This window comes from Rhodoplanes sp. (assembly GCF_013377085.1).
Classification (GTDB): Bacteria; Pseudomonadota; Alphaproteobacteria; order Rhizobiales; family Xanthobacteraceae; genus Rhodoplanes.
The window spans coordinates 35,227-47,338 of record NZ_JACAAX010000010.1 but is presented as its reverse complement, the minus strand read 5'-3'; the positions used below and the strand labels follow the sequence as shown (position 1 = coordinate 47,338).

Annotated in this window: 11 protein-coding genes; 5 read left to right on the top strand and 6 right to left on the bottom strand. The window is 69.6% G+C overall.

All coding sequences use genetic code 11. The annotated features are described in order from the left end of the window. Window positions 1–116: 116 nt before the first annotated feature. Both map and HXX10_RS09640 read right to left on the bottom strand, forming a co-directional pair. The gene (map, locus tag HXX10_RS09645) at window positions 117–950 is read right to left on the bottom strand and encodes a type I methionyl aminopeptidase (RefSeq protein WP_296521963.1); all 834 of its coding nucleotides are present in this window, start codon (window positions 948–950) and stop codon (window positions 117–119) included. 98 nt (window positions 951–1,048) lie between these two features. Continuing rightward, window positions 1,049–1,714 (bottom strand): TetR/AcrR family transcriptional regulator, encoded by a 666-nt coding sequence (locus HXX10_RS09640; protein ID WP_296521962.1) that lies wholly within the window; start codon window positions 1,712–1,714, stop codon window positions 1,049–1,051. A 149-nt stretch (window positions 1,715–1,863) separates the two neighbouring features. Here HXX10_RS09640 and HXX10_RS09635 point away from each other — a divergent pair, with 149 nt between their 5' ends. Next, on the top strand, window positions 1,864–2,088 hold the full coding sequence (locus HXX10_RS09635) for a hypothetical protein (RefSeq protein ID WP_296521961.1): 225 nt from the start codon (window positions 1,864–1,866) through the stop codon (window positions 2,086–2,088). Here HXX10_RS09635 and sfsA read toward each other — a convergent pair. Next, on the bottom strand, window positions 2,060–2,833 hold the full coding sequence (gene sfsA, locus HXX10_RS09630; RefSeq protein WP_296521960.1) for a DNA/RNA nuclease SfsA: 774 nt from the start codon (window positions 2,831–2,833) through the stop codon (window positions 2,060–2,062). The two genes, HXX10_RS09635 and sfsA, sit on opposite strands and share 29 nt — an antisense overlap. 30 nt (window positions 2,834–2,863) lie before the next feature. Continuing rightward, the gene (denD, locus tag HXX10_RS09625) at window positions 2,864–3,847 is read right to left on the bottom strand and encodes a D-erythronate dehydrogenase (RefSeq protein ID WP_296521959.1); all 984 of its coding nucleotides are present in this window, start codon (window positions 3,845–3,847) and stop codon (window positions 2,864–2,866) included. 252 nt (window positions 3,848–4,099) lie between these two features. Between denD and HXX10_RS09620 the strand changes: the two genes are divergently transcribed. Continuing rightward, window positions 4,100–4,894, top strand: coding sequence for a transporter substrate-binding domain-containing protein (locus HXX10_RS09620; protein WP_296521958.1), 795 nt, complete (start codon window positions 4,100–4,102; stop codon window positions 4,892–4,894). Between the two features lie 16 nt (window positions 4,895–4,910). Here the strand turns inward: HXX10_RS09620 and HXX10_RS09615 are convergent, their stop codons facing one another. Together HXX10_RS09615 and HXX10_RS09610 are read right to left on the bottom strand one after the other, a co-directional pair. After that, on the bottom strand, window positions 4,911–5,927 hold the full coding sequence (locus tag HXX10_RS09615) for a WD40 repeat domain-containing protein (protein WP_296521957.1): 1,017 nt from the start codon (window positions 5,925–5,927) through the stop codon (window positions 4,911–4,913). Then, window positions 5,924–7,003 carry a GTP-binding protein gene (locus tag HXX10_RS09610; RefSeq protein ID WP_296521956.1) on the bottom strand — a complete coding sequence of 360 codons (1,080 nt, stop codon included), beginning with the start codon at window positions 7,001–7,003 and terminating at the stop codon, window positions 5,924–5,926. The genes HXX10_RS09615 and HXX10_RS09610 overlap by 4 nt, the downstream gene beginning before the upstream one ends. 258 nt (window positions 7,004–7,261) lie before the next feature. On the opposite strand from HXX10_RS09610, the gene HXX10_RS09605 reads away from it, so the two are divergent. From HXX10_RS09605 to HXX10_RS09595, 3 genes are all read left to right on the top strand, one after another. Further along, entirely contained in the window at window positions 7,262–7,840 is a 579-nt protein-coding gene (locus HXX10_RS09605) for a TRAP transporter small permease subunit (protein WP_296521955.1), read from the top strand. Between the two features lie 3 nt (window positions 7,841–7,843). Continuing rightward, window positions 7,844–9,412 (top strand): TRAP transporter large permease subunit, encoded by a 1,569-nt coding sequence (locus HXX10_RS09600; RefSeq protein ID WP_296521954.1) that lies wholly within the window; start codon window positions 7,844–7,846, stop codon window positions 9,410–9,412. A 194-nt stretch (window positions 9,413–9,606) separates the two neighbouring features. Next, window positions 9,607–12,015, top strand: a complete 2,409-nt coding sequence (locus tag HXX10_RS09595; protein WP_296521953.1) for a phosphoketolase — start codon at window positions 9,607–9,609, stop codon at window positions 12,013–12,015. Window positions 12,016–12,112 lie beyond the last annotated feature (97 nt).

The window sequence follows — 12,112 nt, the reverse complement described above, 5'->3', positions numbered from 1 at the left end:
CGCGCCGGACCCGGAATCCAGCCACATGCTCGGAATATCTCGCTGGATTCCGGGTTCGCTGCTTCGCAGCGCCCCGGAATGACAGCGTCAGCATACGCGTGACGTGAGCGCCGCCCTCAATGCCGGCCGCTGGTCACCGGCGGCTTGTCGAGGCCTTGGGGCGAGTAGGTGAACACCTCGACGCCCGTCTCGGTGACGCCGACCGTGTGCTCGAATTGCGCCGACAGCGAGCGGTCGCGGGTCACCGCGGTCCAGCCGTCGGACAGCACCTTCACGTGCGGGCGGCCGAGATTGATCATCGGCTCCACCGTGAACAGCATGCCGGGCCGCAGCACGATGCCCTCGCCGCGCCGGCCGACATGCACGATGTTGGGCTCGTCGTGGAACAGGCGGCCCAGCCCGTGGCCGCAGAAGTCGCGAACCACGCTCATGTTCTGGGGCTCGACGAAGGCCTCGATGGCGGCGCCGATGTCGCCCGCCGTGGCGCCCGGCTTGATCACCGCGATGCCGCGGTTCATCGACTCGTAGGTGACGTCGATCAGCCGCTCGGCGCGGCGCGGAATCTCGCCGACCCCGAACATGCGGCTCGAATCGCCGTGCCAGCCGTCGAGGATCAGGGTGACGTCGACATTGACGATGTCACCCTCCTTGAGCGGCTTGTCGTTGGGGATGCCGTGGCAGACCACGTGGTTGAGCGACGTGCAGGTCGAGCGCGTATAGCCGCGATACATCAGGGTCGCCGGATAGGCGCCGTGATCCATGGCGAACTCGAACACCAGCCGGTCGATGCGGTCGGTCGGAACGCCGGGCTTCACCTCGGGGACCAGCATGTCGAGGCAGCGGGCGACGAGCTGGCCCGCCTGCCGCATGCCGGCGAACGCGTCCGGTCCGTAAATCTTGATCTGTCCGTTCTTGCGCAGCGGCGCGGCCGCCGCATCGATATACGTCATGAATGATCAGGCCTCGTCGATGATGTTCCGAATGTAGGCGTTTGGAGCCCCGAATCAATCATCCCGGCGGGCGGGTCTGGGTCCTGCCGACGCGTTTGTCAGGCGGGCCGGCCGCTGCGGCCGGCCCGTACGATCAGACCGACCATGCGGGCGATCAGGGCCGGATCCTCGTCGATGCGGCCGGTCAGCAGTTGGAACCAGTGGAAGCCGATATAGAGCCGCAGCAGGCCCTCGACGTCGTCGGCCGCGATCTCGCCGCGCGCGGCGGCGTGGGTGAACAGGCTCTCGAGGTCGCACAGGCGCGCCGGCAGGAATTTCTCGCGCAGCACCTCGAGGGCGGAGCCAGTCGCCTGGGCCTCGGCAATCAGTGCCCGGAACGCCGCTCCCGGCACGCTCTCGCGCCAGAATCGCCAGACATTGGTCGTGTAGGCGACGAGGTCGTCGGCGAGGTCGCCGGTGTCCGGCACCGCGATGGCGGCCGCCTTGTCGGCCGCGTACACGGCGATGAACAGGTCGGCCTTGGACGGCCACCAGCGATAGATGGTCGGCTTGCCGGCGCCGGCGCGGCGCGCCACCTCGTCGATCGAGAAGCCGGCATAGCCCTTCTCGGCCAGGAGGCCGCGGGCCGCCTCCAGGATCGCGGCCTCGGTCGCCGGGTTGCGGCGGGCCCCGATCGAGGCGCGCCGCGCCGCGTGCTCGCACTCGGGCGATCCTGCCGAAGCAGGGCCGGGGCCGGGGAGATCGCCGTTGCTCGGCTCGTCCATGGCAGGCTCCTCGGCGCGGCGTCCGGTTTTGATGCGATTCTGCGCCGCGCGGCCCTCTTGACTTAACGAAACGGTCCGTATAGATCAAGGCCCATGAACGAAACGGGTCGTTCCGTATCGATCCGTTTCATGGTCGTCAGGAGAGCCTCATGGTCGCCGCCCAAAACTCCACCCAAAACCCTGTTCGCCGCGCCCCGATCCGCTTCGCCGCCACCGCGATGATCGGGGCATACCTGACCATCAACCTGCTGCTGGCCCTGGTGACGCCGCTGACGTCCGGGTGGCCGCTGCCGGCCCTCACGGCCGTCGTCGTGCCGCCGATGGTGCTGGCGATGATCCATCTGGTCATCCCGCTCGCCCGGCGGGTCGGGTGATTTTCTGGCCGGGGGCGGCCGCGGCTGCCCCCGGCTCCGCCAGGGGGACGGGGTCGCCGACCAAAATCCCCTCGCGCGTGACCGTACAGCGGTGTGCCAAAACCTCGACCCCGGCGGCCCGGGCCCGATCGAAGGCGATGCCGTAGGCCGGGTCGATGTCGCGGGCGAGCGAGAACCGCGCGGCCGAGCCGATCTGGATCAGGAACAGCATCACGGCCCGGTGTTCCGCCGCCACCTGGGCCGCGAGATCGTCGAGATGGCGGGCGCCGCGGGCCGTGACGGCGTCCGGGAACTCGGCCAGTCCCGGCTGCCGCATCAGCGTGACGCTCTTGATCTCCACCCAGCAGGGCGGCCGCGACGAATCCTCGAGCAGCAGGTCGACCCGGGAGCGGGTGCCGTATCTCACCTCGCGGCGCAGCCCGGCATAGCCGGCGAGCGCCGGAATGGCGTCGGCCGCGATCGCCTCGGCCGCCAGAGCATTCGGATGCGCCGTGTTGACGCCGACCAGCTCCGGCCCGGCGCCGATATCGACCTCCACCAGCTCCCACGAATGCGCGAGCTTCCGCGCCGGATTGTTCGAGCGCGACAGCCATACCCGCAGGCCCGGCATGGCCAGCCCCAGCATGCTGCCCGGATTGGCGACATGCGCGGTCACCACCGCGCCGTCGGCGAGCGCCACGTCGGCGAGGAAACGCTTGTAGCGGCGCAGCAGGGTGGCCGGGATCAGCGGGGTGGCGAAGCGCATGCGCCTGTCTACCGCCTCGATCGCGGCGCGTCAGGCCGGGATTGTTCCGCCGAGATCGTCCTCGATGTGGATGCGCACGATCTCGTCGAACGATGACTCCGCGACGAAGCCGAGCGCGCGGGCGCGCGCCGGATCGAAGCGGTGTGGCCAACCGGCGACGATTCGTTCCACCAGCGGATCGGGAGCGCGCCTGATCAGCGACACCGCGGCGTCGCCGGCGACCCGTCGCAGCGCCTCGATCTGCTCGCCCACCGTGCAGCACACGCCCGGCATGGTGAGGGCGATGCGCGGTCCCAGTGTGTCGCGCGAAAGGCCGGCGGCGTGGATCAGAAAGCCGACGGTGGCGCGCGGGCTGGCATGGGTGTGCAGCACGTCGTCGCCGACCGGCAGGATCGCCTCGCGGCCGGCGAGCGGCTCGCGGATGATGGCCGAGAAGAAACCCGAGGCGGCCTTGTTGGGCGGTCCCGGCCGCACGCAGACAGCCGGCAGCCGCAGGGCGACGCCATCGAGGAAGCCGCGCCGGCTGTAGTCGGCGAGCAGCAGCTCGCACATCGCCTTCTGGGTGCCGTAGGAGGTCAGCGGCGTGAGATGGAAATCGTCGCCGATGGTCTCGGGGAACGGCGCGCCGAACACCGCGCAGGACGACGTGAAGACGAATCGCGGCGCATAGCCGCCGTCGACGGCCCGGATCGCATCGAGCAGGGCGCGGGTGCCGTCGAGATTGCTGCGATAGCCCTTGTCGAAATCGGTTTCCGCCTCGGCCGAGACGACACCGGCGACATGGAACACGACGTCCGGTCGCGCCGAGATCAGGCTGGCGGCGACGCCCGGAGCGGCGAGATCGGCGGTGATCCGGCGGATCGAGCCGGAAAAGCCGGCCGGCACCGGCGGCTCGACCACGTCGGTGAGCGTCAGCACCGTGATGGCGGCGCCGCCGAGCACGTCCTCGCGGCCGAGTCGTTCTGCGAGCTTGCGGCCGATCATGCCGGCGGCGCCGGTCACGAGCACATGCATGCTGATCCTTTCCACGCCGGTCCGGGAGCGCGGCGCGCGCCTGCTGCAATCCTAGCAGCCTGCCCGCCCTGCGCGAGAAGGGAGCGGCGGCGCGCCGCGTCGTCTCGGCCGGGCTAGGATGACCCGCATAGGCGTGCCGTCCGGCGTTCTTCCCGCGCCGATTGTCCCGGGGGTAAGTCGCGAGAGCAATGGCGAAAAGCGATTTCTTCTGAGATGATTCGCGCCCTGGGGATCGGCCCCAAGGAGAGCCGCATGCCCATGCCGGACCGGATCGTGACGAGCGCAGCGGCCGAGGACATCCCGATCAGCCCGGCCGTCCTGGAGGAGCTGGCGCCGACCAGGCGCCTGCGCGTTGCCGTCCCGATCAGCTTGACGCCGTCGGCCGTCTACGCGGTCCGCGACTATCCGACCGGGCCGTTGCGCGGCGTCACCGTCGCGCTGGCCGAGGCGCTGGCCGCGGCGACCGGCCTGCCGCTGGATCTGGTGGCGTTCCGCGGCACCGGCGAGATCCAGATGACGGCCGAGAGCGGCCGCTGGGACGTAGCCTTCCTGCCCGCCGACGAGGAGCGCCGCGCCCTGGTCGACTTCGGCAGCGCCTACCACATCCTGCAGAGCACCTACCTGGTGCCTGTCGGATCGCGCATCAAATGCGTGGCCGACGCCGACGCGCCCGGCGTGCGCATCACGGCGGTGCGCGACAGCGCGACCCTGCGGGCCTCGATGCGGGCCGCGCCGCGCGCCACCCATCTCGCCGTCGATTCGCCGGACGACGCCGTCGCCATGATGCACGGCGGCAATGCCGACGCGATCGCGATGGGGCGCGAATCGTTGCTGGGCATGGCCCCGGAGATCGCCGGATCGCGGATCCTCGACGAGTATTTCCTGACGACGACGACGGCCGTGGCGGTGCCGAAGGGGCGGCCACGGGCCAGGGCCCTGGTGGCCGCCTTCGTCGAGGAGGCGAAGGCCTCCGGCCTGGTGCGGCGTGTCTTCGATCGGTTCGGCCTGGTCAGCGCCCTGGTGGCGCCACCCGGGGCGGCGCCGTGACGCCACGCTCCGTGGACTAAAGTGCCAGCAGGCCGGCGGCGCCGTCCTCGGTGCCGAAGCCGAGCCGGGTGCCGGCCGCGTTCCAGCCGAGTGCCGAGACGGCGCTGCCGCCCGGATGCCGCACCACGATCTCGGCCGCATCCTCGAGCCGCACCAAGAGCACCATGCCGTTGTCGTAGCCGACCGCGGCGACCGGCTGGCCCGGATGGCACGCCACCGCCACCACCAGGTTGGCGGTCGGGGCGAGCAGGCGGGGCTGCTGGCCCATCGGGCCGTCCTTGCCGTGGAACGGCCAGATCACCAGCGTGTCGGCGCCCGAGGTGGCGAGCTCGCGGCCATCCGCGGTCCACGACATCGCCCGCACCTTGGCGGCGTAGCCCATCATCCGCATGTGCTTGCTGTCGGCGAGCCGCCAGCCGTGCAGGGCCGGCTCCTGCATGGAGGTGACCAGGAAGCGGCCGTCCGGGCTGAAGCTGACGCCGATATGCGAGCCCTTCCACTCCAGGCTCTCGGGCGGCGTCTGCGCATTGGGGAACCACAGCGAGGCGCCGTTGTAGTGGGCGATGGCGAGCCTGAGCCCCTTGGGCGCGAAGGCGAGCCCGCCGACCGACGAGCCGACCTCGGTCGCGCGCACCTCGCCCTTGCTGGTCCGGGCAAACACCTGCTTGCCGGCCGACCAGGCGACGACGCCGTCGCGCCCGGCCGCGACCCTGTCGATCCAGCGCCGCTTGGCGTCGACGGCGATCTCGGTGACGGTACCGTCCGGCGCCGTCGCCATCACGCGGCCGTCGTCGCCGCCGGTGATCAGCCGCGCGCCGTCGCTCATGGCGCACAGGATGCCGCCGCCGTGGACGGCGACGTGCCGCTCGGTGCCGTCGTCCCCGACCAGCAGCACCGTCTCCTCGCCGAGCGCGAAGGCCGCGGTGTCGCGTCCCTTCGGGCCGACGAAGCCGACCGCCACCACGGGAGCGCCCGCATCGATGGCGCGGGTGCGCTCGACCAGCGAGTTGGACGGGACCGAGGTGTCGCTCATGTCAGGCACGTCGCAAACCCGTCGCGGATGAGCTGCTCGGGCAGCTCGCGGCCGATGAAGACGAGCCGGCTGTCGCGCGTCTCGTCGTCGCGCCAGGCGCGCTGATGGTCGCCGTCCAGGATCATGTGGACGCCCTGGAAGACGAACCGGTCGGGATCGTCCTTGAAGGACAGGATCCCCTTGCAGCGCAGGATCTTCGGGCCTTCCTCGGCGACCAGTTTCTGGATCCAGGGAAAGAACTTGTCGGGATCGAGCGGTTGTGTCGTCTTGATCGCCACCGACTGGATGTGCTCGTCGTGATAGTGCTTCAGGCCGCCGCCATGGGGCTCGTCGTGGTGGTGATGATCGTGATCATGGCCGTTCCCGTGGTCATGATCATGATGGTGGTGATCATGATCATGATCATGATCATGGTCGTGGTCGTGGTCGTCCTTGTCCAGGAAGGCGGGCTCGATCTCCAGGATGCGGTCGAGATCGAAGGCGTTGCGTCCCAGGACCTCGGCGATCGGAATGCTGCAGCGCTCGGTGCTGTGCAGCGTCGCGTAGGGGTTGATGGCGCGGATGTGGCCCTCGACGTCCAGCAGCTCGTCGGCGCTGACCAGATCCGTCTTGTTGAGCAGAATCACGTCGGCGAAGGCGATCTGGTTCTTCGCCTCGGGGGCATCCTTCAGGCGGTCGCGCAGCCATTTGGCGTCGGCGACCGTCACCACGGCGTCGAGCTTGGCGGCCTTCCCGACATCGGCATCGACGAAGAAGGTCTGCGCTACCGGCGCCGGGTCGGCGAGCCCGGTGGTCTCCACCAGGATGGCGTCGAACTTGCCGCGCCGCCGCATCAAGCCTTCGATGATCCGGATGAGGTCGCCCCGCACCGTGCAGCACAGGCAGCCATTGTTCATCTCGAACACCTCCTCGTCGGCCGAGACGACGAGGTCGTTGTCGATGCCGATCTCGCCGAACTCGTTGACGATGACGGCGAACCGGTAGCCGTGTGGCTCCGACAGGATGCGGTTGAGGAGGGTGGTCTTGCCCGCACCGAGATAGCCGGTGAGGACCGTGACGGGGATCTTTTCGGTCATGGAGGGCTCCGTTCGGCCTCTATATAGGCGAGCGGGTGGGCGAGGGGAAAGCCCGGGGCAATTCGTCACCTCTCCCCGCGTGCGGGGAGAGGTCGGATCGCGAAGCGATCCGGGTGAGGGGGCGTTTCCGTGTCCACGAGGCGCCCCCTCACCCCGACCCTCTCCCCGCACGCGGGGAGAGGGAGACGCGACGCTGTGCCCATTCGGCAATGCACGACAGTTCTTATTCCCCCGCCCCGGCCGTCGTATAAGGCGCCGATGTCCGCCCCTGCCGCCCCCCGCCCCGAGATGCTCCCGCCGCGCGCCCGTCTGGCGCGGCTCGCCGCCGTGGCGGACGGGATCGACCGCCTCACCGGGGCGGTGTTCCGCGTCGCGGCCTGGGGGGCGCTGGTGGTCGTCCTGGTGCAGCTCGCCGTGGTGCTCTGCCGCTACGCGCTCGGCGCCGGCTCGCTGTGGCTGCAGGAGACCGCCGTCTACGCCCACGCCGCCCTGTTCATGCTGGCCGCCGCCGGCACGCTTTCACGCGGCGGACATGTGCGGGTCGACCTTTTCTACGCCGACGCGGCGCCGCGCAAAATAGCGATCGTCGATGCGCTCGGCACGGTGATGTTCCTCCTCCCCTTCGCCGGCGTGCTTCTGTGGCTGTCCTGGCCCTATGTGGGGCGCTCCTGGGCGATCCTCGAACGCTCGCGCGAGGCGAGCGGCCTGCCGCTGGTGTTCCTGCTCAAAAGCCTGATCCCGGCCTTCGCCGTGCTGATGTTTCTTCAGGGCCTCGCCCAGCTTTTCCGCGCCGTCCTGGTGCTGGCCGGGCGCGCGCCGGCGGCGGGGCACGGATAGTCCATGGGCGGTCCCGACCTTCTCGCGATCCTGATGGTGGTGTCCGCCGTCACGCTGCTGATGGCCGGCTATCCGGTGGCGCTGACGCTCGCCGGCGTCGCGCTCGCCTTCGTGGCGATCGGCGACCTCGCCGGCGTAATGGGCACGGCGCTGCTCGGCGCCCTGCCGCAGCGCATTTTCGGGGTGATGACCAACGAGGTGCTGCTCGCCATCCCGCTGTTTGTGTTCATGGGCGTGATGCTCGAACGCTCACGTATCGCCGAGGAGCTGTTGGAGGCGATGGGCCGCCTGTTCGGCACCTTGCGCGGCGGCCTGGCGGTCGCGGTGGTCCTGGTCGGCGTGCTTCTCGCCGCGGCAAAAGGCATCGTCGGCGCCACCACGGTGACGATGGGGCTGATCGTGCTGCCGACCATGCTGCGGCACGGCTACGACAAGCGGCTCGCCGCCGGAACGGTCGTGGCCACGGCGACGCTCGCGCAGATCTTCCCGCCCGCCACCGTGCTGGTGCTGCTCGGCGACCAGATGAGCAACGCCTACCAGGCGGCGCAGCTCGCGCAGGGCAACTTCGCGCCCCAGTCCGTGACGGTGAGCGACCTGTTCGCCGGCGCCATGCTGCCGGCCTTCGGGCTGGTCGCGCTCTATCTGGTGTTCCTGATCGGCGTGGCGATCGTGGTTCCGAAATCCTCGCCGGCGATCCCGCCCGATCCGGATGCGCCACACGGGCTCGCGCTGCTGCGGCAGGTGCTCGCCGTGCTGGTCGCGCCGATCCTGCTGATCGTCGCCGTGCTGGGCTCGATCCTGGGCGGCCTGGCGACGCCGACCGAGGCGGCCGCGGTCGGCGCCTTCGGCGCGACGCTCTTGGCCGCGCGCTCCGACCCGCGCGCCTGGGGCTTTTGGGTCGCTGCGATGGCGGCCGTGCTGGTCGCCCTGCGGGCGCTGTCCGCCCAGGGCCCGGCGCCGCGCGAAATCTTCGACGGCGAGATCGCCGCGGCGCTGCCGGCGGCCCTGCTGGCCGTGGCCGCCGTGCTGGTGATCATGCCGGTCGCAAAGGTCTATCGCGCCGGCGTGCTGACGGCGGTGCTGGCCCGCACCGCCGAGGTCACCAGCATGATCTTCCTGATCCTGATCGGGGCGACGCTGTTCAGCCTGGTGTTTCGCGGGCTCGGCGGCGACGACCTGGTGCACCGCGCGCTGTCGGATCTGCCGGGCGGCACGGCCGGCGCCGTGCTCACCGTGATGCTGGCGATCTTCCTGCTCGGCTTCGTCATGGACGCCTTCGAGATCATCTTCGTCGTCGTGCCGATCGTCGCGCCGGCGCTGCTGCAGCTTCCCGGAGTCGATCCGGTGTGGCTCGCCGTGATGATCGCGCTCAACCTGCAGACATCCTACATCCATCCGCCGCTCGGGCCGACCTTGTTCTTCCTGCGCGGCGTCGCGCCCAAGGAGATCACCACGGCGCACATCTATGTCGGTGCCATCCCGTTCGTGCTGATCCAGCTCTTCGCGCTGGTTCTCCTGTGGTTCGTGCCGCAGCTCGCCACCTGGTTGCCGGGCGTGCTGGCCGGGCCATGACGGGAACGGAGTAGCGTGTCGGATCGTTGCAGACAGGATGTGGCCGCAGTCGTCATCGAGACGTTGTGCTCGGGGCGTTCCCTGTTCCGCTCGTCCCCGCGAAAGCGGGGACCCAGGACCGCGCACCTGGATGCCTGCTTTCGCGGGCATGAGCGGAGAAGACGGCGACGCCAACCAGCGGCGAGGAGACAGACATGGACCAGACCACAGCCGCAGCCGCGAGCGGCCTCGACGAGACGCTTCTCGCCCGCATGGACGCCTGGTGGCGCGCCGCGAACTATCTCACGGTCGGGCAGATTTATCTCCTCGACAATCCGCTGCTGCGCGAGCCGCTCCGGCGCGAGCACATCAAGCCGCGACTGCTCGGCCATTGGGGCACGTCGCCGGGCCTGAGCTTCGTCTATGTGCATCTCGACCGCGTTATCGTGGCGCGCGACCTCGACATGATTTTTGTGTGCGGCCCTGGTCATGGCGGCCCCGCCATGGTGGCGAACACGTATCTCGAGGGCAGCTATTCGGAGATCTATCCCGACATCGGCCGCGACGCGGAGGGCCTGCAAAAGCTTTTTCGCCAGTTCTCGTTCCCGGGCGGCATTCCGAGCCATGCGGCGCCGGAGGCGCCGGGCTCGATCCACGAGGGCGGCGAGCTCGGCTATTCGCTCGCTCACGCCTTCGGGGCGGCGTTCGACAATCCGGCTCTCGTGGTCGCCTGCGTAGTCGGCGACGGCGAGGCGGAGACCGGCCCGCTCGCCGGCGCGTGGCAGTCGATAAAATTCCTCGATCCGGTGCACGACGGCGCCGTGCTGCCGATCCTGCATCTCAACGGCTACAAGATCGCCAATCCGACCGTGCTGGGCCGCATGGCGGACGACGAGATTGCCGCCATGTTCCGCGGGCTCGGCTGGGAGCCGCTGTTCGTCGTCGGCGACGAGCCGATGGCGATGCACCGCCTGATGGCGGCGACGCTCGACCGCGCGCTCGACCAGATCGCGGCGATCCAGTCGTCGGCACGACGCGACGCGCAACGGGACGAGCCCCCGCCGCGCTGGCCCGTGATTGTGCTGCGCAGCCCGAAAGGCTGGACCGGCCCGAAGGAGGTCGACGGCAAGAGGGTCGAGGGGTTCTGGCGCGCCCACCAGGTCCCGATCACGGACCCGCGCGAAAACCCGGCGCATCTGAAGCTGCTCGAGGACTGGATGCACGGCTACCGGCCCGCCGAGCTGTTCGACGAGGCGGGGCGCCTGCGCGACGACATCGCGACGCTCGCGCCGTCAGGCCCGCGCCGCATGGGTGCCAACCCGCACGCCAATGCCGGGCTGCGCGGCGCGCTGGCGCTGCCGGATCTGCGTATCCATGCGGTCGCGGTGGAGGCGCCGGGCGCCACCACGGGCGAGGCGACGCGCGTGATGGGCACCTATCTGCGCGATGTGATCCGCCTCAACGAGGCGGCACGAAACTTTCGCCTGATGGGGCCGGACGAGACGTCCTCCAATCGGCTCGACGCCGTGTTCGAGGCGACCGAGCGGGTCTGGCAGGAGACGATCGAGCCCTACGACGTGCATCTCGCCCGCCAGGGCCGCGTCATGGAGGTGCTGAGCGAGCATCTCTGCCAGGGCTGGCTCGAAGGCTATCTGCTCACCGGCCGCCACGGCCTGTTCTCCTGCTATGAGGCCTTCGTCCACATCGTCGACTCGATGTTCAACCAGCACGCCAAGTGGCTCAAGGTGGCGCGCGGCCTGCCGTGGCGCGGCGCGATCGCCTCGTTCAACTATCTGCTCACCTCGCATGTCTGGCGGCAGGACCACAACGGCTTCACGCATCAGGATCCTGGCTTCATCGACGTGGTGATCAACAAGAAGGCGGACGTGGTGCGGGTCTATCTGCCGCCCGACGCCAACACGCTGCTGGCCGTCACGGACCATGTCCTGCGCACCTGGGACCGCATCAACGTCATCGTCGCCGGCAAGCAGCCGGCGCCGCAGTGGCTCGACATCGAGGCGGCGATCCGCCACGTCGCCGCCGGCATCGGCATCTTCGACTTTGCCTCCAACGACCAGGGCGAAACGCCCGACGTGGTGATGGCCTGCGCCGGCGACGTGCCGACGCTGGAGACGCTCGCCGCCGTCGCCCTGCTGCGCGAGCATCTGCCCGCCTTGAAGATCCGCGTCGTCAACGTGGTCGACCTGATGACGCTGCAGCCGGAGAGCGAGCATCCGCACGGTCTGAGCGATCGGGACTTCGATTCACTGTTCACTCGCGACCGGCCCGTGATCTTCGCCTTCCACGGCTATCCGTACCTGATCCACCGCCTCGCCTATCGTCGTACCAACCACGACAACATCCATGTGCGCGGCTACAAGGAGGAGGGCACCACGACGACGCCGTTCGACATGATGGTGATCAACGATCTCGACCGCTTCCGCCTCGCCATGGACGTGATCGACCGCGTCCCCGGCCTCGCCGTCACGGCCGCGCACGTGAAGCAGCTTTTGCGCGACAAGAGGACCGAGCACCGTGCCTATGTGATCCGCCACGGCGAGGACATGCCGGAGATTACGGGCTGGACCTGGCCCGGCGGCACGACGGTGAAGGGCGGGGACTAGAGCTTGTGCCGCTGTCGCGCCGACGGGCGCCGGCGCCGGCCATCCTGTCGGACTAATCCTTCGGCGTTCGCCCACAAGCAAAATCGCCGTCACCACG